Here is a 20,300-nt window from a genome sequence, read left to right as displayed (position 1 = left end):
GGAATACCCTTTCTTCAGAATATTCCTTATATGCATTACTCTTCGATAAAAAAATTTTCTAACAATAGCATAATGGATTGTTCATCAACATTACCTGGTTCTTTTAAATTTTTTTTCTTTTTATTCAATAACAAATATGTATCTGTAAAAACATCTTGTATCGTCCCAAGGCATTTATCTTTTGCTAATTTAACCATCAACTCAAGAATTACACGATCCACATAGATATGCAAATGTTCTCCTAACATTTGTATTCGTTTATGGCTTTCCCCTGCATGAACAATAGCATTTCTAAGCCTATATAAGCGATAAAGATGCCATTCAATTCTTTGACAATACTTTTCGGAAAGATGCCATAATTTTTCGCGATTTTCTCTTTGCTCATATAAGTTATATATTTTATAACGTATATTGGGATAATACTTAAGCTCATTCGCAAAATAATCTTCTCGATATTTCTCATATTTTTCAAGAAATATAAAGCCTGCGATTTTACAAATCTCTTTATCGAATTCTGTTATATCTTTAAGCAACAAACTTACTTTTCGATTACCTAAATTATTTTTCAAATCGTCAAGTATATTAGAAAATATGCATTCGAAATAGTCATTTTGTAGAATGGAAACTATATTATCAGTAACGCTTTCAATTTTGGATTTTGAACTATCTGTAACACTTGCAACCTCCAACGCTGACCACAAATTAAGAAATGCATCATTTAAGTCTTGTTGATTTAATGCCGCATTATGCAAATCAACAATCTTATTAAGCTGAGAATAAGTTTCCTTTCCTTTTTCTTGGCATCCCAAAACAATTGTATCTATTTCAGTTTTAAAATTTTCTCGTGGCTCAGGCTTGATACTTTTATACCCAAACGCTTTTACGGGAAGAATTATTCCCTCTTGGGTATCTTGTCGAATTACCAATCCGTTTTTACCTATTACACTGATATTATCATTCAAAAAAACTTCTAAATATCTCAAAAAAATTTCTAATGCAGAATACGCTCGTTTCATTGCTGAATAATTATCATATGCCTTTGTTTCCATAACCCCTATAAAGGACTTTTGCTTTCTTTTAATCTGTTTAAAGCAACCATCATCTTCAAACGAAATATGCAATCTTTCATTTAACAACTTTTGATATGGCTTTAATTTTTCATAAAAAACAAAGTACACTTTGTATTTACCAATTTCAAAATCAAACCTATTCAAAAAAATCTGTGCTTTTTTTTCTGGATCATTTATACTTTCCTCAAATATATTTCTCAGGAATCTATATATATATTCCGATGAATATCCATGCCATAGCAAAAAAGCAAGCCAAGCACGAAGTCCTTTTTCAATTTCTGTTTTACGGTTTGATTCCGACAAATTTTCTTTCAAGTATTTACAACATATTTCATAGTACTTTTTCTTTGGTATCTTATTGAATATATAATGTACCGCTGTTCTTTGATCTTTATCTAAAAATTTTGCCATCTCTTCAATAACTTCATATTTATACAACTCTCGAACAATAACGTCTGTCATTAAACTCGACTTAATCTCTTTTGCAATTATATCTAATTGATATTGCTTAATACTCCCTTTCACCACATCTTTTTCAGTATCAACATATTCTTCTAATAATGTTTGTGTATTATGAACAGGCGCTTTAACAATATCATCTGAATAATGAAACAACATTTCTTGTAGTCTTTGAACAAAAAATAAATATCCATCCTTAGTAGATGTCCAATCTTGTGTAATATATTTCATTTTTCATCCCCCTCGCATTTTTGTAAATCAATCATTTTTTATCAAGTACCACTTTGCATACCTATTAGTTCCTGTTGTAACAACAATTCCATCCTTTTTCATTGCCTGTAACAAATTAGAAACCTTCTTCGATTTCTGTTCATCGCTAAGTACTTCTGGCAATGCTTTTTCCAGTACTTCCATTAAATCTCTTTTGCTGGCTTCTCCCATTGACTGAAGTGCTTTTATAATTAACTGCTTGCAAATATCATCATCTAACCCTTTATTTCGAACATAAGCAGCTTTCTGTCCGACAATATCTGCCACCTTGAAAGATACAAAAACATTAGGATAACGTCCTTCCACAAGACCTTTTTTCTTCAAATCCTTAAAGCTTTCTTTAGAAACTACTTCCTGTTTCTGAACTTTATCCAACAAAAATACAGTTCTCATATCTAAATCTTCATTGGAATATAAAAGCTGAGTATAATTCTTATCCAATATCTTTCCGTACACAGTCACTGTAACTCTATTAATTGTGTTCAAATCATATGTCGGCAATGGGAAGCATTTATCACGCTGTATCTGATACATCATTGGTATTCCCATTGAATTTGTATCAATCATATACAGATTTACCATTGCGTTACACAAAAACACATTTCGATAATACGGTGGTTTATATCCCGGTTCCAGTGCTTGTTCAATAGTTTCTGGTATAAAAGCCCCCTCATTGATAAATACCAGTCTGTCCTCAAATTCCTCTACGTTGATTTTTCCACGCAAGCGATAGTCCTGATGAGCAATACAGTTATTAATAATCTCTTTGATCAGCTCTGGTTCATATTGATCTACTTCATCCGGAAACAAAGTCTGCTGTCCGGCAATATAACGATACTTTACATTTCTGATCCTGGAATATACCTTATCCACTGCCATTAACATCGGTATATCAAAATGTTCATAAGCTTTTACCGAATTATCTGCATTATAAAGTGTCCAGGTAATTCTAGGAATAAAGCCATCAAAGAAATATTTAGCCTCACTTTTTCCTAATAACAATAATGCCGTTCTGGTGATTTTTCCTTTTATTGTAATACCAGCTTTATTTAAAACCTCAATATCAGACAGTTTCTTTAAAACTTCCTGTGCTTTTTTTCGATCACTCTGACGTTTTGAGAAAAGTTCTCTTGCTCTTTTAATCGCTTCTTCATCCAAGTCTTCTATCGTTGCATCTTCTACAATTTCTTTTGACCAATCCATTCCTATTTGACTTCTAAGTAGATCTACTTTATTCATCGGAAGCGGTGATATAGATTCATGCTCTCTGGCATACGCTGCCCCTTGCCATGTTGTCGGAATCCCCCTAATAGCTGGAGGAATTTGAAATGCTATCACTCGACATTTTTCCATTGTCAGTTCGTATATCTCCAGAAATGTCAATCGTTCATTGGTTCCATTTACGATTTCCTTTTTCAAACTTTGCAGACTTCCCTGTTTCCGAAATTCCGTTCCTACATATCGTTTATCATCCGAAATTCCGAAAATCAGCCACGCCTCCTGTAATCCCCGAAGATTTGCTTCATTGCTAAGTGCAGAAAAATATTTACCAATGTCATTAAACGAATAATTTGTGCGTGCTTCTTTAAATTCTACAACTTCATTTTCAAAAGATTCTATCATGCGAACAATCTTTTCTTTTAATTGGCTATCCGTATATATCATATTCTTCCGCCTTTCAAAATTTTCTATGACTAAATTCTATGACTAATCTATGACTTTCTAGAACTAATTTTAACTGATTTTCAGACAGAACACAAGCAATAGCAAAAAAATAAAAGGCATCCCACGCGCTACGCAGGACACCCTCCATCATGTTTTGGTTCATTGGGAAGCTCATCCGCTGCTTCTTGTATTGCCTGTTCCACCTTACTTGCATTTGCTTCAATCAATATCTTTAACAGATAGTCGGCGGTTACTTCCGCAGTGTTTGGATTATGGAATCGATAATTAAGTTTTCTCTTTTTCATAGCGGAATTTCCACCTCCTCCCGTATGTCTTTGTCCATAACTATGAAAATGTTTTTTGAAATAGTCCTGCCAAATGCCATTCCTGTTCAACTTAAATAGATGCCGGTCAAAGGGGCATCCCTGTTGTAAACCACCGCTGTAAACAAACTCCAAAAAATCTAATTCTTTTTGTTTTTTCAGTTTTCTTTCCTCAATACCAAATTACTCTTATATATCTGTTTACTGTTTACAAATTCTACAAGTCAAAGCAATATCCATCGAAAAAAGTGTAAACAACACGCCAACTACCGTAAACCTGACTGGCATTTTACTGGAAAGGTAACTCCACCTGCCGGGCTTCCTTCTCAGTAATCGGATGCCAGTCATTTTCATTTTTTAAGTCTTTTGCGTCTCGTTTACAGTTTTCGTTTACACATACCCACGAACGCTGTGTACCGTAATCCTTGAATCTTGTCATCGTCCCCTGTTTCCAACCCACAATGCTTGTATTCATGATTTCACAGATGCGGTCTGTCTCCGCCTTCTTCGGCTTTACATAAGGATTGTCCAGTGCCTCTTTAAAAAGCATCAATGAACAGACTTTTCTGTCTTCATGTTCATCCAGCCATGCCTGTATCATTCCGGCTTCCGTATCATCCGCCATGAACTCCTGCCGCAGTTTATCAAGCTGTGTTTCTGTTTCCTTTGAAAACGCCAGTTTAAAATTTCCATTACGGTACAACATCATTGCTTCCGCCCACACCTGATCAATATACTGTCTGGATTCCTTCTCATTTTCGAGGATATGAACCTCCATCTCTGCCCGGTTCGTCTGAACCGGAACGAATCTTCGATTTCCGGTACGGTCAAACGGCAGGAATCGCTTAATATTGGATGTTCCTCCAAATACACATTGCCTCGGACGATCAAGAGCATATACTGCATAAGAATCCCGATAAGTCTCTTTCTGCCTGCTCAGAAAGCTCTTTGTTTCCTCAATACTCTTAGAGCGTGCCGTTGCGACCATTTCAGACATTTCAATCATCCAATGACCACGAAGCTGACAATAAACTTTTTCCGAATCCAGTTTGCCGATGTCATCAGTGAACCAGTCATCCTTTACTGCCATGAAACGAAAAAATGTAGATTTTCCCACGCCCTGACCCCCGACCAGACAGAGCATATATTCAAACTTAATTCCGGGGCGGAACGCACGGGCAATAGCTCCCAGCAAAAACATTTTCATACTTTCATAGGTCAACTCATCCACAGGTGCACCAAGAAAATGATGCAGCACATAGCGGATACGTTCCTGCCCATCCCATTGCAGACTGTTCAAATAATCCCGGACAGGGTGATATTTGTTCCGATCTGCCTGATGGACAATACTTTTCTGCACAATCTTATCCATCGTCAGACCGTAAGTCTCTTCCAAATAAAGCATAATATAGTTCAAATCCATATCTGTGAATGCCGGGCTTATCCGTTCCCACCACACGGGTTTTACAATGTCTGTCTGCTCAGTCAAAATATTGTGCCGGAATACATCTTTTAACAGAGGATCATGTTCTAAAATTAGCTTACAGTTATGCCGATTGTTTTTCACAGCACCCTTCTGTGTCATTTCCAGTTGTTCTCTGATTTCCTCTACTGTCAACTCCGTTTCCATTATATCCATTACTTCGCACAATTCCTGTCGTGTCTGTGGTGATAAAGTCTGAAATTCTCTGTTCAATCGCTGTCACCTCCTTCCCATGAGCCACCACTACGGCAACTCGTTCTTCTAATGTGCCTGATAATAATGTATCCAACAGGTACTCTGTTTCTGATATTTTTTCCAATGCCTCCATAAACAGCGGATGCCAGACATCTTCCACCTGTTTCGGAGCACACTCTTCTTTCCACTGTTTCAACAAATGCAGGTAATCTGCCAGTGCACGGAAATATCTATTTTCTGCCTGCAGATACCTCTGTTCCTGTGTTAGCTGTCGTTTGATTTGTTTTCTCTGTGGCGGGCTGTGCCCCATGTTCTCATAATGTATAGAAAAATCTCTTGCCAATTTCTCTGCCGCCTCTTTTGGTTTTAAATTGTACAAGTGTGCCGTAAAATCAATCACATCCCCATCTGCCTGACATCCGAAACAATGAAAACGCCTGTCCACTTTCATGCTTGGATTCTTGTCACGGTGAAATGGACAGACCGCCATTCCATTCTTGTTTACCCGTATTCCATAGCTTTCTGCAGCCTGCCGGGTAGTCACAGACTGTTTAACTGCTTCAAATATATTCATCCTTTTCCTCTTTTCTTTACATCACAACTCCATATCGTTCCTTCCCAATTTAGTTCTTCCTTCGTGTTCCCATCGCTCTCGGTTCTCCTGTTCCGCAGTAATTTTTGCTTTTGCCAGCCTATCCAGAATGGAACTTCTGGCTTTTTTCTTAATCTGTTCGGTATTCACCTTTTTGACTTCCGGTTTTATCAGCGTGGTCTGGATTGTTTTAACTGCTGTCTGCATAGCTTTTGTAATTTTGGTAATTACTCCGTCCAATCGACTTACAGCATAAGTTCTTTCTTTTTGGGAAGCCTTGCGCTCAGGGGAAAGCACCCACGCCTTTGACTGTTCTACCAGACGAATGTCTTCTTTATGGGTTTCCACTCTGACCTCATCCGTCACAACCTCCACAGCTTTGTCGTAAGCAATATCTGAAACTTCATCGATCAAAGCTTCTACTTCTTCAATTTTCAAAGTAAGTGTATCCAGTATTTCTGTCTGGTTTTTCATCTGTTCCTTTTGCTTAAACAGGATATAATCCTGCTTTTCAAGATAATCTCGCCCTCCATAAGACGGTTCTTCTTCCAGATGCAACCCGTATTTTCGAGTTATATCAAAAAGCATTGTCCGGCAAATAGCATCAAAAGTCTGCTTTCGATTATTATTGCGGCCTTTAGGTTTATCCGGTTTTGGAAGTGCAATCCCTAATTCTTCCAGTGCTTTTTCCTGCTGGGGACAGATTTCCCCGTACTTATTCTCACAATCAAAAACATGACGTTCATGAATGTGCGGCGTTCCTTCGTCCAAATGCAGTGCCCAGTCCAGAATATGGACATGAGAACCGAACCGATTTGTGAACTGCTTTGTAAAGTCCTGTACGACCGCAAGTAATATTTCATAGGAAACAGATTCTTCTACTGTTCCTATTTGAAAAATAGTTTCCTCTGGACAGGTTTTATTGTTCTTTAGTAAATCTTCCACAGATCGGTTACGCTCTGTATGACGGGTTCTTGCATTTCTTTCATTCTGCGCTTCTATATATTTTCCATAATGTTCCTGATAAAAAGTACATTCAATTTTCTCAAAACTGATATCCTGAGAATCTTCTTCCCTGTTCTGCATTGTGGTATAGCCACGGTAACAGTCCCAGTAAATATTTTCTCTGACTCTTCCAGCATCAATATGTTCACTGTTTTCCAAGTCGAAACGGCGATCATTATGCCTGGGATTATAAGTGCCATTTTTCCCGGAGCGTCCATTGTGTCTTGTTGCTTTCAATAATTTTCTTGCCCTCCTTTTTCACGTTTTTCCAAATTAAATAAGGCAGCGAAGCTGCAAACCTGCGTGAATTTGCGTCAGGTAATACCCAGTACGAGTAGACGCACGCATCAACTCACTGGGCAATGGCTGCCGCCCTTAACCTGCACAAAAGACTTCGCTCTCCGCTCTGCTCCAGATTTAGTTACTATTCTCCGGCACCCTTCCATTCCCCTTTTCCATCCATTCGAAAAAAGCAATTTTACTAACCTTAATTAATCTGCCGCTTCGAAATGCCGGAAAACCGGGTGTATGAACCAGTTCATAAGCCGTTACTCTGGAAATCCCCATAATCCGCTGAATATCAGCCACATCCAGTACAAGAGGCAGTTCATCATAATTGTTTAATCTCTTATTTTCACTCATGTTGTTCCTCCATTTTTGATCTCATTTTTTTAGCTTCTCATTGCCGTTTTCTCTTTCCTGTTTCCTGAGTCATACTGCTGTCAAGGCATACAACACGTCATCCATTCGGATGCGCTCACTTCTTTTATCGAAGGTCATGGCGGTTTATCTCAGGTTAGACGGTCATAAAGTTGTCAAAGTACACTGCATAGTACGAAATTACCATTCAATCGTATCTTATCAATCTCATCTTGACTTTTCAATACTTTCGCGATACCATAAATGTAACTAATATTATATTTTTTAAAATTACCATACAAAACAGGAGCAAATAGAAATGGCTTATCAATTTATAAGGCAAGAACCTTGCTACGACCACATCCTCTTCGTTCTGGCATTGGATAGAGACAAAATGAAGGAGCGAATTTTAATCGGAACGGAACATCAAATCCGTTTTCGACTGGACGGAAATAAAGATAACGATGTCATATATGATATAACACGTCCTCTAGGACGTTTTCTGATAGATTTTGAATATGATAAAGAAAAGAACTGGAATATATATGGACTTGCTCCCCTACGTGATGCATTGCACACTAACCGTTGGAAACAGCCTGCACTGGAACAGACTGCTGGTGATTTTCTGGCAAAAAAATATCTCACCGGTGATCCGGTGAGAATGTATGCTACATTCCGTATTTGGAATGAATATCTTGTTACAAGGGAATATCGTGACCGTAATACTGCCTGTGATCGTTTTATAGAAAAAATCCAAATTTTGACTCAGGCATTCCAAACAGAAAATGTCATGAATTTTAATTCTGATACCGGAAAACCAGAACGTTTTCATACTGGCAGTCTTTATTTCCGCAACACTCCTGCTGAAATCACTCGACTTGAACTTTGGTTTCCGGATAATAGGCGCAGAACAGAATGCGTAGCTGCCTATAGCTCTTTTTATCCGCTTATCACTTATTACTTGAATCGACTGAATGACTGGGGCCTTTGTTTCCGTCAGTGCAAAGTCTGTGGAAAATATTTTCTGGCAAAAAGCCAGCGTTATGAACTGTGCAGTGATAAGTGCCGTAAAGCACAGGCACTTCAAAACAAAAGGGAGTTTGATGAACGAGCCAGAGAAAATAACTATGATCTGCTTTATAAAAATGAATGCCAGAATTGGCGTAATAAAATCAATAAGTCCCAAAAAACTGCTAATTTTCCGATTGAACGCCTGGAAGAAATGAAAAATGCGTTTGACCTTTTTAAGAAAGAAGCTCTGCAGCGTAAGAAAGCTGTAAAGGCAGGAGCAACCAGTCCGACAGAATTCACAGACTGGTTGTATCAGCAGAGCAATATTATCTTAAAACTCAGCAAAATCTGAATCCATCCCTGTAAAGGAAAGGCAGCGAATTTACTCGCTGCCTGCCTTCTCATTGAACTTGTATCCTACACCCCAGACGGTTTGAATATATACCGGGTTACCCGGATCATCTTCTATTTTCTCACGAATATGACTGATATGGCTCATTACTATATTGTAATCGCCAAAATAGGATTCTTTCCAGACTATATCATAAATCTGTTCTTTACTAAATACTCTTCCTGGATTTTGTGCTAATAACTGCAGGATTTCAAACTCGGTGTAAGTTAATTCTATTTTTCTATTATCACGAACGACTTCTCTCCGTTTCAAATCAATCGCTATACCCTTATGCCATATTTTCGATTGAAATTGTATTTCCTGAAAAAGAAATTTCTCTCTGCCGGAATCTAACACAGAAATAACAGAATTTACCAAATCTTCCTCAGCTCCCTCGAATGATACCAGCAATATTTTTCCCACCTAATCGTCCTCGTTTCATTTAATACTAACTTAATGTTTCGCCTCTGAAGTATATCCATCAAATGTTTCCGCTTCCGGATTAAATTCAGTAAATAATTCCTGCATTCTATTTTTGCTTACTTTTTGAAAGCTGCTGATCTTTCCACTTTTGTCTCTCGTTACTTCAATGTACATAGTTCCGTTGCTGTTAGAAAAGATTCCCCTTCCCTCATCATATAAATCTGCTATAATCTTACCATTATAAACCCAGTTTCCTTGAGCATCACAAGATACTCCATAATCAGCATACTCCTGTGGAACAGCAATATTAAGACCTTTTCCCTCTTCACTGCTATATTCGCCCATGTCATCAGCCGCTATGTTCTCACTTCCTCCTTCTTCAAAAACAGATCCTTTCATTTCATCTGCAGTTACAGCTTCTCCGCCGGAACTTTCAACCAATACTGCCGGTTCTGACCAAAAATCATCTGATAACGGTTCTGCCTTTACGTCTGTGATGGTGCCATAGTTTTCCCTTTGCACTTCAACTCGAAGCGTACCTCCACGTTTGGAACTTATTGTATAAGTACCCGGCTTAAACTCATCCCGGAAATATCCAATGGTCTTTCCATCATACATCAGAAATCCTGTTTCTTTCTGGTAAGTTATTCCCGCTTTTGCATATTCAGAAAGCTGTTCTTCGCTGAATACATTTTCATTACTGTCTTTATTTTCGGTGACCGTTTCTGCTTCCTGCTTCGCATATTCTATATTTTCCGGAGAATATGCCATTGTAATTCCCACTGCATCATCAGATGATTTCGACAACTTCATCCCATCTTTTATTTTTTGAAGATTATCCTCATAAAGTGCAATCGTCTCATCTACCTTTTCCTGTGTCCATACAAACCATCCGTCGCCGCCTGTATAAGCTTTTTCACCAATCATAGACTGCAGAACTTCTTTTTCCTCGTCCAGCCATTTCGCATACTCTTCTGCTGTCCACCATTCCACATCCGAACTTGAAAGTGATTCATCTTCCCGGATATTCACTTCGTTTAAAGCAACTGTTGTTTCACCGTTTTCTTGCGCTGTCTCTGTCTTTTTCTCCAAGGATGATGCGGAAGTTGCAAATCCACCTGTCACGCAAATTACCAATACTGCACTTATAATTACTGCAAACTTAGATGTCTTCTTTATCTTCATAATTGCTCTTATCCTCTCTTCAATCGCATTTTTACTGAAACTGTTACATAATGGTGTCAGTCCGCTCTTTTTTTCTTCCATAGATATTAAAGCAGTTGCATATACCGACTTTATATCCATTCCAAATCTACGGACTACGGTTTCGTCACAGGATAATTCCAAATCTCTGTTAAAAAGAATATACATTACCCACACAAGAGGATTAAACCAATGAATGCATACTGCAGCAATCATTATCAGCTTTGTAAGCATATCAAGCCGTCTGATATGCACATATTCATGTTCCAACACATAACGAAGCTGATAAATATTTTTCCATTCTGTATTTTTCGGCATTAAAATAACTGGGCGAATCACACCATAAGAAAGTGGTGCAGCTATGGTTTCTGTCTGCCGGATGGATAGACTCCTTTTTAGTGGATGTTTTTCCTTCCATGCTTCCAAAATATCATTTTCAACAGGCAGCGAAAATCGAAATTCCCGATAACATTTTATATAGGAAACCGCAAAAAATCCAAAACAAAGTAACAGACCTGCCAGCCATATTACACTCAAAATCGAAATGGATTCTGTTCTCTGTACCATAGCCTCTGATAATCCATTTGCTATCTCAGGCATATTCCCATGAATGGGTAAAAATGTTGTCGTTTGCGCCGTTCTCACTGGGTTTATATCAGAATAAATACTCTGCAACAGAGAATAAATACTTGTGACTGATTTTATGGAAAATGGAACTAATAACCGTATTAATGCAATCCACCATAAAATCAAAAATGTTTTCTTCGGTAATCTGTTGATAAGCACAGCCCTTAATACCACAATAAGTAAAATAATAACCGTTCCCAGAAAACTCATTTGCAGCAGGCTCATATACATCACCTCATTCCAATTCACTGACGATCTGCTTCAGGTTCTTAATCTGCTCCATAGAAAGTTTTTTTCTGCCAAGAAGTGCCGCAAACAACTTGTCAACAGATCCATCATATATCTTATCAATAAGTTCATCTGTTTCCAGATCCTGTACCTGTTCTTTTGCTATAAGCGCATGGCACATAAATCCCGGTTCCGTTCGTTCAATCGCGCCTTTATTGATACACCGCTTAATCAATGTATACGTTGTGTTTTTATTCCAGCCGACTTCTCTGTTTAAAGTATCTGCAACATATTTCGCTGGCACGTCACCATCCTTCCACAGAACATCCATTACCTTTAATTCCGAATCAAAAAGTTTGATATTTTCCTCTGTCACTTGTTTCGCCTCCTATAAGACTACAGTAGTCTGTTCTTGTTTTCAGACTACCACAGTCTTATAACATTGTCAATCATTTTCTGTCGCTAGGAAAAGAAAAACAGCCAGCCTTTCGGCTGACTGCTCCATACTAAATATAAACCATTTCGTTCAGTACAATTTCTTCTGCTCTGTTTCTAATATTATTACACCGTTGTACCCAAAGCATAGCATCTTTCCGCTTCAATTCCTCCGTCACTCCCTCAGCCGCTTTCATCTGATCAACAATACACGTAAACCGTTCCTCCGCTTGTTCGTCCAAATCCTCCAGATAGCTCCAAAGTTTTCCGGTCAGCAGTAAACTGGAATATCTACCGTAGCACTGCTTTTTCAGATACTCCCTGTGCATTCGTCCCCACTTACCGATAGATCGCTTTTCCTCCGGCAGCTTCAAGTCTGGGATATAATAATCCCCGACAAGTACATAATCAATGCCATTCTCCGTAATTCTTGTTTTCAAATCCTTCATGGTTCGTTCCTCCTTGGTTTTTCTTATTCTATTACCCAAACGAACCGTTCTATATTGTTACTTCCATATGTACGGAAATACCAATGTTGATATCCTCATCTGATACCTCAAAATCTCCGTCTGTGCCAGAAAAATCAAGAAGTTTGAAATCCGGGTAAGCTACGCAGGCAGCCATTCCGGTAGGCATATCAGTTACAACAGCGTCACATTTTCCAGATTCCAGGGCAACCAGCATGGCAGGCGCACTTTCCTGTGCAGGAAGAATGTTTGCGTCCTCAATCTGCGGCAGGCAGGAATCATACCAGATAGTGTTCTGCTGGGAAGTACAGGTAACGCCCTTCAGATCTGCCACACTTTTTGCATCTGCATAATCGCCGTCGCTTTTTACCAGGGTAATAATGGATGCATAGTAGTATGGCTCTGTGAAATCTACCATCTGCTGACGTTCGGATGTAATGGACTGACCTGCGATTACGCAGTCAACTTTTCCAGACTGGACAGCCGGTACCAGGGAATCCCAGTCCAGTTTCACGATTTCCAGATCGTATCCCAGCTCGTCACAGATTTTTTTCGCCATCATAACGTCGTATCCATATGCGTAATCAGAGCTTCCGGAAATGGGAACAGCTCCGTTGGAATCATCTGGCTGTGTCCAGTTGTATGGTGCATAGCTGCACTCCATTGCTACCTTTAATGTTTTCTTCTCTTCTGCCTGTACCATTGTAAGTCCAAGTCCCGGCATTGCTGTCACGGTAACAGCTGCTGCCATAAGACCACTTGTCATTTTTCTCCATAAATAGCTCTTCTTCATTTTTCTTTCCTCCTCTTTGTAAAAAACTCATTAATCACAGCACCACCGATATTTTATCGGTGTGTTTCCTCATTTCGAGGTTGTTTCCCCATTTCCGGGTAAAAAAAATGCAATGGCGGCGTTATCACACTAACGCGCCATTGCGTTGTAGTTCATATTACTCTTGTTTGTGGGAGAAGTCAAGAGGGAGGAGTTGCAGAATTCATGGTTTTTCTCCATATTTCTCTGGCTCACAGATTCTTTTCATCCTTCAACGCACATATTTTTTTAACCGTTAAACCAGAAATATCTGCAATTTCCTCAATCGTATACTTGCCCACTTGCAACATTTTGACGGCTGTAGCCATTTGATTTTCCAGTCTTCCAAGCTCAAGTCCTTGCTCAATCAGTTTATCCGACTCTAATTCCAGCACTTTTCCGCCCATAATTTCACCAATTCCTTTCTTTCAGCCTAATCACCCGGAACACCTGCTCTACAGCACTTTCCATATTTTTCTGTGCAGTCTGCGGATCCATGGCTTCTTCCAGAGTGGTCACCTGACGGAGGATTGGGAAAAAAGCGTCGATTCCAGCTTCATTACAAGAGGCAGCATCTTCAGTGACCGAGCCAGAAAAGGCAAGCACTGGCTTTCCATATTTCTTTGCAAGTCTGGCAATTCCGATGGGCGCTTTTCCCATAACGGTCTGGCCATCCAGACGACCTTCACCAGTGATTACGATGTCTGCATTTTTTATCTGATTTTCTATGCCGATTTCTTCCAGGACAATGCTTATACCTGGTTCCAGTTTTCCATGAAGAAAAGTACGGAAGGCAAAGCCAAGGCCTCCGGCTGCTCCGCAGCCTGGGTAGTTTGGATCATAATTAAATTTTCCCAATTGGGTTTTGGAATCTGCAAAATATTCTTCTGTTATCTTTGCATAGTTTTCCATCCACCCGTCCATCAGCTCCACCATCTCCGGTGTTGCGCCTTTCTGGGGGCCGAAGATATAGCTGCAGCCTTTTTCCCCATATAAAGGGTTGTCCACGTCACAGGCAATGCGGAAGCTGCATTCTTTTAATTCCGGAAGCAAATTTTTGCAACTGATGGAGGCAAGCTTTTCCACACCTTCTGCTCCAAATGGCACCTGTTTTCCACTTTTATCCAGAAGCTCTCCTCCCAAAGCCTGAAGCATACCGATTCCACCATCATTCGTTGCACTGCCTCCGATTCCGATGATAAAATTTCGGCAGCCTTTGGAAATGGCGTCTTTTATGACCTCTCCAACACCATAGGTTGTAGTGTTTATAGGATTCAGAAGTTCAGGTGGAACCAAAGTGATCCCGGCTGCACCAGCCATTTCTATAATGGCAGTCTTTCCGCACTTTTTCTCATTCTTGTAGCCACGTTTACTTTCTATTATAGAAGTATTTTCTACTACGGAAGCATTCTCTGAAACAGCCATCATCTCTTTTCCCACAAAATCAATTCTACCTGAACCGCCTATATTACGTTTCTCCCAAATTGCATATTCGCAGACAACCGGGGCTCCAAGTGGTCCAGTAACTGTCACATTCTCCAAGCTTCCCCCAAGTCCCTGGGCCAGTGCCCGCACTGTCCCTTCCCCGCCATCTGCCAGCGGATAAACCTTGGTCTTGGCTTCCGAATATACTTTCCGAATGCCTGCTGCGGCAGCTTCACCCGCTTCTATAGAACTCATGCTCCCTTTGAATGAATCAATTGCAATTACTACTTTCATGTTCTTTTCTCCCGTTTTTTCAAATACGATCTACCCTTCTATTTTTTCACTCCACAAATCCATTCCAATTGCAGAACTTCCTTCTTTTATCGTAATTTTATAATCAGAATCCACCTGAATATCATAGCCATATATGCTTTCTTTTCCCGCTTCTGCGTCTTTTTGATCTGCATAATAGGAAAAACCTACACGGTAGATATCCGGATGCAGGTCAATCTGAACATAACTATATCCCCGTATCCAGTCTTCTTCAAGATTTTTTTCATTGAGCAACAGCTGTGTTGCGTACTGTTCTGCCACATCCCCCTTGCTGGTTCCCATGGCATTTTCTATGGACCTGGCAGCAAAGCCATGTAAAGTCCACGCCGTTATCAAAATCTCCAGAACCACCACAACAGCAATAAGTACCGGGTTCTTTTTTTCCTTGCACATTCTCTTTACTGCAAATCCAAATGCGTATATCACAATCGCCAGATTCACCAGACATGTGATGAGACTTGCTTCCTGTCTATGTTGTTCCCAGAATCCGTCAGGAACCAGGAAAGAACATATTGTGAAAAATATGCCGGTCAGAGTGATTGTAAAAAATCCATAAATTCTTTTGCTTTCCTTATCTTCCCGATTCACCCACAGATAATATCCACTCACAGCAGCTCCCGCGCCAAGAAGCCCGGCAAATAACGCACCGCCAAGGTTTGCATGACCAGAGAATTTAAACACAGCCACAATGAGCAGAATTACCGGTATCGCAAGATAGCCTGCGATTTTATCCTGATGCTGTTGCTGTTTTCGTATTTCTTCCATTGATTGCATCATCTCAGTCACCTCTGCAGACGTGTATTTTTTCTCTGCTTTCTCTCTCTTTTCTGCCATCCCGTTTTTTTCTGCTGCTTCATTCATTTCTACTGTCCCATCTTTTTCTGCTGCCTCATCTTTTTTCACGTTAGCCCCTTCGATTGTCTGCATTTCTGATCGCATCAGCTCCAAAAGTGATACATCCAGTGCCTCAGCCAATGGTTCCATTGTATTAATATCCGGAAATCCAAGTCCCGTTTCCCTTAATTAAAGATATTGTTGGGTAAAAAAGAAAGGTCAGTCGATTTTGCCGATGAAGCGGTAGTAGATTTCTACTTCCTGCTCACGACTTCCGTCCTCGCCCTTGACAGCTTCGTGGACGGTTATTTTTTCAATTAGAGTGTTCAGAAGTTCGGCGGTCAGCTCCACAGGGTTGACATACTGTTTCATTAGGGCAATCCACTTTTCAGCATCCGCTGCGGTCTGTACGGCGGCTTCCATCGTTTCGTGAAGCTGTCTTATTTTTGTTTCAAGTTCCTTTTGCTCGTTCTGGTACTTCTCGGACAGCATATTGAAGTTATACTCGGTTATGCGTCCGGCAGACCAGTCCTCATACATTTTAGCAAACAGCCCGTCAACCTCGGCTTTACGCTTCTCTGCCTTTTTCAGCTCCGCAGCCTGCTTTTTCTTCGCAGAGTTCCTTTCCCTGTCGCTGACATTGAGCAGCCGTTTCAGCAGCTTGTCCTCATCTTTCTGTGCCAGCATAGACCAGTATTGCAGTCTTACAAGCACATAGGCATACAGTACATCATAGCGGATATAGTGCATGGAACACTGGCGTAATCCCTGTCCGTTCTTGCTGCAATGGTAGTACCCGTATGGGTTTTTGTTCTGCTTGTTTTCCCCATAGGCTAAAGACCATCCGCAGTCTGCACATTTTATCAATCCTGCGAAAATCTGTGTCGTACCGTTTCTGCGTTTCCTGCGTCTGCTTGCAATCAGCTCTTGAACTTTTTGGAACACTTCTTCGGAAATGATGGCTTCGTGGGTATTTTCCACACGATACCATTCTTCCTGCGGCTTCCGCACCTTTTTCTTGTTCTTGAATGAAATGTTGCTCTGCTTGTTGTGAACGCTGTGACCGATGTAGGTTTCCTCTTTCAAAATGCTCTTGACCTGTGCAATCGTCCACGCATAGGCTTTTTCTGCGGGCGCACCGGCGTAGATATTGGCGAAAGTCCCGTATCTTTCATAGTTCAGCCAGCCGGGGGTAGGTACTTTTTCCTCCACCAGAATCCGTGTAATGCTGGCGGCTCCACGCCCGTGTACAGCAAGGTCAAAAATCTTCTCTACAATCCAGCGTGTTTCCGGGTCGATCAGAAGATGACCTTTTTTGTCCGGGTCTTTTACATAGCCCAGCGGTGCATAGGCTCCATAGTGTGCGCCATTGGCAAATCTTGTGTGCATGGCAGCCTTGACCTTTTTGCTGGTCTGTCGGGCGTGCATTTCATTCAGGATGTTTAAGAACGGTGCAAGCTCGCTTTCTCCGTTGATGGTGTCCACATTGTCATTGATGGCAATGTAGCGTACTCCCTTGCTGGGGAAATAGATTTCCGTGTACTGACCGGTCAGGATATAGTTTCTTCCCAGACGGGATAAGTCCTTTGTGACAACGCAGTTGATTTTCCCGTCTTCGATGTCATCAATCATCCTTTGGAAACTTGGACGCTCGAAATTTGTCCCACTCCATCCGTCGTCAATGTACTCGTCTACAACGGTCAGCCCATGCTCTGCGGCATACTGTCTAAGCATCATGCGCTGGGTCTGGATACTGCCGCTTTCCCCCTGTAATTCATCGTCACGGCTCAATCTCAAATATAGTGCAGTGTTATAAATCGTTGTATTGTATGGTTGTTTCACGGTTAAAAATCCTCCTTCTAAAAGAAACAACCCACGCTTATACAATACTCGCTGATACAAGTATATCATAAGCGTGGGCTGATTGACAGTCGTTATTCCGTATTTTTTCAGGAAGCGGCGGCAGCGTGCTGGATCACATCTTCCAGTAGGCTGTCAAGCGGCTTCCCATCCTGTGCGAAATGCTCCGATACCTTGATACGGACTTTCCCCATGACAAAATACTGGGTGCCGTCTTTTTCGGTAAGCAGGGTGCCGCTGTTTTTGTTATTGCTCTCGTTTTTGTTTTTTGCCATAGGCAGTTACCTCCATAAATGAAATATGCCCGACAAGGGAATGTCAGGCAGGTGTACAGCCGCAGACTGTCTCCATGTCAACCGAACCGTGTCAACCGGCAGAAAAGACTTTGAAAACAATCCATAGGCACTCTATGATTACTTTTTACTTTTTCTTTAATTTCTTGGTTGACATGGTTGACAAAGGGGAGAAATGCCCCAAATATCAGGCTTTTCCCCGTCAACCGGCTGTCAACCGAAGCGTCAACCAAACTGTCAACCGGTGGCTTTTCAGAATGGCAGTTCCATTTGCCGGGCTTCTTCTTCCGTGATTTCTCGAAAACCGTCCCCCTCCGGCGGAGCTTGGTTGACACGCTCCCAGCCTTTTTGAGAACCGTATTTCTTATACCGCTTCGGGCTTTTGTAGGCTACCCAGCCCTGTATGATGCCGCCCGCAATGCCGGTATTCATAATCTCGCAGATTGCCCGTGTCTCCCAGTCTGCCGGGGAATTTAAGTTCCCCAGCGCTTCCTCATAAAGCTGCTTGGAACATACCCTGTCGCCGGTGTAGTCCTCCAAATAGGCGTAGATCATGCCGGCCTGTGTGTCTTCCTGCATAAAGTCCTGCTGGTGGGCGTTCAGGTATCGGTTCATTTCCATGCTGAATGACAGCTTATACTTCCCACTGCGATAAACCGTCATGGCTTCCGCCCACATCTGTTCGATATACGCCCTCGCCGCCGCTTCATCGTCCAGTATGTGAACCTCCGCCCGTTCCGGGTACACCGTCACGGGGAGAAAGCGCCGGTTGCCGGTGCGGTCACGGGGCAAAAAGTCCTGCCGGTTGGTCGTCCCTCCAAATACACATTGCCGCAGCCGGTCTGCCGGATGTGTCTCATACGGCACTTTGTAGGTTTCTTTCTGGCGGCTTAAGAATGACTTGATTTCCTCAATACTCTTGGCGTTGGCTGTGGCAATCATCTCCGACATCTCGATAATCCAATGCCCTTGCAGCTTGCGGTACACATTTTCATCGTCCAGCTTTTTCAAATCGTCTGAAAACCATTCGTCCCTGCCTGCCAGCAGCCGGAAAAAGGTGGATTTCCCGGCTCCCTGACCACCAACCAGACAGAGCATGACCTCAAACTTGCTCCCCGGTCTGAATACCCGCCGGATGGCTCCCATCAGGAACAGTTTCAAGGCTTCATAAGTGTATTCGTCCGTATCGGCTCCCAGAAAGTGATGCAGGGCGTAACGGATGCGCTCTGTGCCATCCCATTGCAGGCTGTTCAGGTAATCCCTGACCGGATGGTAGCGGTTTTCATTGGCAACAATCTTGATGGCGCTCTGCACCTTTTTCTCGCTGGTAAGCCCGTAGTTTTCTTCCAGATACAAAAGCAGGTAGTTCATGTCCATGTCGGTCAGCGTGGTACTGGTGCGCTCCCAGCCCAGCGGCTTCACAATGTCAATCTGCTCCGTCAAAAGGTTCAGGCGCAGCGCCCCACGAAACAGAGGGTCACGCTGGAACACCGTCAGGCAGTTTCGGATGCTGTTCTTCACACCGCCTTTCTGCGTCCCCTCTAATGTTTCCCGGATTTCTGCCGGTGTTTGCGCCGGTTCCATTGTGTCCATCGTCCTTTTGACCGCTTCCTGCGTTTCCGGCGGCAAGCTCTGAAATTCGCTGTTCAAGCCGCAGCACCTCCTTTCCCTGTGCGGCGATCAATGCCGCTTTTTCTTCTATTTCTCCGTATAACAAAATATCCAAAAGGTATTCTGTGTAGCTTATCCTCTGCAACGCTTCCACAAAAAGAGGATGCCAGATGGCATCCTGCGGCTGTGGGGCGTATGCTGTTTTCCAATGCTCCAGCAGGCGCAGATAATCGCACAGCACCCGGAAACAATACCGTTCCGTTTCCCGAAATCTCTGCTCCGCTGATTTTTGTCGGGGCTGTGACCTGTTGTGACGCTTCCTATCTGGCGGCGCATTGCCGGATTTCTCATAGGAAACGCCGAAGTCCTCCGCAAGCCTGACCGCAGCTTCCCGTTTCCCCAATCCATGCAGCAAAGCGGCAAAGTCGATCACATCCCCGGAAGCCCCGCAGCCGAAGCAGTAAAAGCGGCTGTCCACTTTCATGCTGGGCGTGCGGTCATTGTGGAATGGACAGCAGACCATGCCGTTTCTTCCCACCCGGATTCCATAGAATGAAGCAGCCTGCCGGGTGGTAACAGACTGTTTCACCGCTTCAAATACATTCAAATGCTCCCTCCATAAAAATGCCGGTAACGGTAAAGCTGCC

General features: G+C 41.8%; 20 protein-coding genes. 1 reads left to right on the top strand and 19 read right to left on the bottom strand.

From position 1 onward, the window contains the following. Positions 1-35 precede the first annotated feature (35 nt). The 7 genes from ACESTK_RS02420 to ACESTK_RS02390 all read right to left on the bottom strand — a co-directional run bounded on the left by ACESTK_RS02420 (position 36) and on the right by ACESTK_RS02390 (position 7,704). Entirely contained in the window at positions 36-1,760 is a 1,725-nt protein-coding gene (locus ACESTK_RS02420) for a hypothetical protein (RefSeq protein WP_015541718.1), read from the bottom strand. A 27-nt stretch (positions 1,761-1,787) separates the two neighbouring features. Next, complete coding sequence (locus ACESTK_RS02415; RefSeq protein ID WP_117593511.1) at positions 1,788-3,464, bottom strand: RNA-binding domain-containing protein; 1,677 nt, start codon at positions 3,462-3,464, stop codon at positions 1,788-1,790. 128 nt (positions 3,465-3,592) lie between these two features. Then, entirely contained in the window at positions 3,593-3,769 is a 177-nt protein-coding gene (locus ACESTK_RS02410) for a hypothetical protein (RefSeq protein WP_171030313.1), read from the bottom strand. A gap of 307 nt (positions 3,770-4,076) precedes the next feature. Beyond that, positions 4,077-5,426: a virulence-associated E family protein gene (locus tag ACESTK_RS02405; RefSeq protein WP_008707132.1), complete on the bottom strand. Its 1,350-nt coding sequence runs from the start codon at positions 5,424-5,426 to the stop codon at positions 4,077-4,079. Then, entirely contained in the window at positions 5,335-6,039 is a 705-nt protein-coding gene (locus ACESTK_RS02400) for a CHC2 zinc finger domain-containing protein (RefSeq protein WP_008707134.1), read from the bottom strand. The genes ACESTK_RS02405 and ACESTK_RS02400 overlap by 92 nt, the downstream gene beginning before the upstream one ends. A 21-nt stretch (positions 6,040-6,060) precedes the next feature. Beyond that, positions 6,061-7,299: a hypothetical protein gene (locus ACESTK_RS02395; RefSeq protein ID WP_008707136.1), complete on the bottom strand. Its 1,239-nt coding sequence runs from the start codon at positions 7,297-7,299 to the stop codon at positions 6,061-6,063. A 180-nt stretch (positions 7,300-7,479) separates the two neighbouring features. Then, entirely contained in the window at positions 7,480-7,704 is a 225-nt protein-coding gene (locus ACESTK_RS02390) for a helix-turn-helix domain-containing protein (RefSeq protein WP_373118458.1), read from the bottom strand. Positions 7,705-8,020: 316 nt separating this feature from the next. Here ACESTK_RS02390 and ACESTK_RS02385 point away from each other — a divergent pair, with 316 nt between their 5' ends. Next, positions 8,021-9,064, top strand: coding sequence for a hypothetical protein (locus ACESTK_RS02385; protein ID WP_373118455.1), 1,044 nt, complete (start codon positions 8,021-8,023; stop codon positions 9,062-9,064). A gap of 30 nt (positions 9,065-9,094) precedes the next feature. Here the strand turns inward: ACESTK_RS02385 and ACESTK_RS02380 are convergent, their stop codons facing one another. The 12 genes from ACESTK_RS02380 to ACESTK_RS02325 all read right to left on the bottom strand — a co-directional run bounded on the left by ACESTK_RS02380 (position 9,095) and on the right by ACESTK_RS02325 (position 20,260). Continuing rightward, the gene (locus tag ACESTK_RS02380) at positions 9,095-9,517 is read right to left on the bottom strand and encodes a winged helix-turn-helix domain-containing protein (protein WP_025577904.1); all 423 of its coding nucleotides are present in this window, start codon (positions 9,515-9,517) and stop codon (positions 9,095-9,097) included. Positions 9,518-9,556: 39 nt separating this feature from the next. Then, on the bottom strand, positions 9,557-11,566 hold the full coding sequence (locus ACESTK_RS02375; protein WP_081018946.1) for a M56 family metallopeptidase: 2,010 nt from the start codon (positions 11,564-11,566) through the stop codon (positions 9,557-9,559). A 25-nt stretch (positions 11,567-11,591) separates the two neighbouring features. Continuing rightward, positions 11,592-11,960, bottom strand: coding sequence for a BlaI/MecI/CopY family transcriptional regulator (locus ACESTK_RS02370; protein WP_008707144.1), 369 nt, complete (start codon positions 11,958-11,960; stop codon positions 11,592-11,594). Between the two features lie 130 nt (positions 11,961-12,090). After that, complete coding sequence (locus tag ACESTK_RS02365; protein WP_008707145.1) at positions 12,091-12,468, bottom strand: TnpV protein; 378 nt, start codon at positions 12,466-12,468, stop codon at positions 12,091-12,093. A gap of 49 nt (positions 12,469-12,517) precedes the next feature. Beyond that, positions 12,518-13,279, bottom strand: a complete 762-nt coding sequence (locus tag ACESTK_RS02360; RefSeq protein WP_373118452.1) for a transporter substrate-binding domain-containing protein — start codon at positions 13,277-13,279, stop codon at positions 12,518-12,520. Positions 13,280-13,509: 230 nt separating this feature from the next. Then, positions 13,510-13,704 (bottom strand): hypothetical protein, encoded by a 195-nt coding sequence (locus tag ACESTK_RS02355; protein WP_148463316.1) that lies wholly within the window; start codon positions 13,702-13,704, stop codon positions 13,510-13,512. 4 nt (positions 13,705-13,708) lie between these two features. Beyond that, positions 13,709-15,016: a glycerate kinase gene (locus tag ACESTK_RS02350; protein ID WP_173716971.1), complete on the bottom strand. Its 1,308-nt coding sequence runs from the start codon at positions 15,014-15,016 to the stop codon at positions 13,709-13,711. A gap of 30 nt (positions 15,017-15,046) precedes the next feature. Next, a complete protein-coding gene (locus ACESTK_RS02345) occupies positions 15,047-16,039 on the bottom strand; it encodes a hypothetical protein (RefSeq protein WP_373118449.1) in 993 nt (330 codons plus the stop codon). Between the two features lie 69 nt (positions 16,040-16,108). Further along, on the bottom strand, positions 16,109-17,731 hold the full coding sequence (locus tag ACESTK_RS02340) for a recombinase family protein (protein ID WP_186970589.1): 1,623 nt from the start codon (positions 17,729-17,731) through the stop codon (positions 16,109-16,111). Positions 17,732-17,838: 107 nt separating this feature from the next. After that, on the bottom strand, positions 17,839-18,024 hold the full coding sequence (locus ACESTK_RS02335) for a hypothetical protein (RefSeq protein WP_004614956.1): 186 nt from the start codon (positions 18,022-18,024) through the stop codon (positions 17,839-17,841). 270 nt (positions 18,025-18,294) lie between these two features. Further along, positions 18,295-19,635 (bottom strand): virulence-associated E family protein, encoded by a 1,341-nt coding sequence (locus ACESTK_RS02330; protein ID WP_118306844.1) that lies wholly within the window; start codon positions 19,633-19,635, stop codon positions 18,295-18,297. Continuing rightward, complete coding sequence (locus ACESTK_RS02325; RefSeq protein ID WP_025491719.1) at positions 19,520-20,260, bottom strand: CHC2 zinc finger domain-containing protein; 741 nt, start codon at positions 20,258-20,260, stop codon at positions 19,520-19,522. Before ACESTK_RS02325 ends, ACESTK_RS02330 begins: the two co-directional genes overlap by 116 nt. Positions 20,261-20,300 lie beyond the last annotated feature (40 nt).

The sequence above is a fragment of the Ruminococcus sp. Marseille-P328 genome, from assembly GCF_964249465.1.
Lineage (GTDB): Bacteria > Bacillota > Clostridia > Lachnospirales > Lachnospiraceae > Blautia_A > Blautia_A faecis.
The sequence above is the reverse complement of the archived record's forward strand: the minus strand, read 5'-3'. Positions and strand labels throughout refer to the sequence as shown.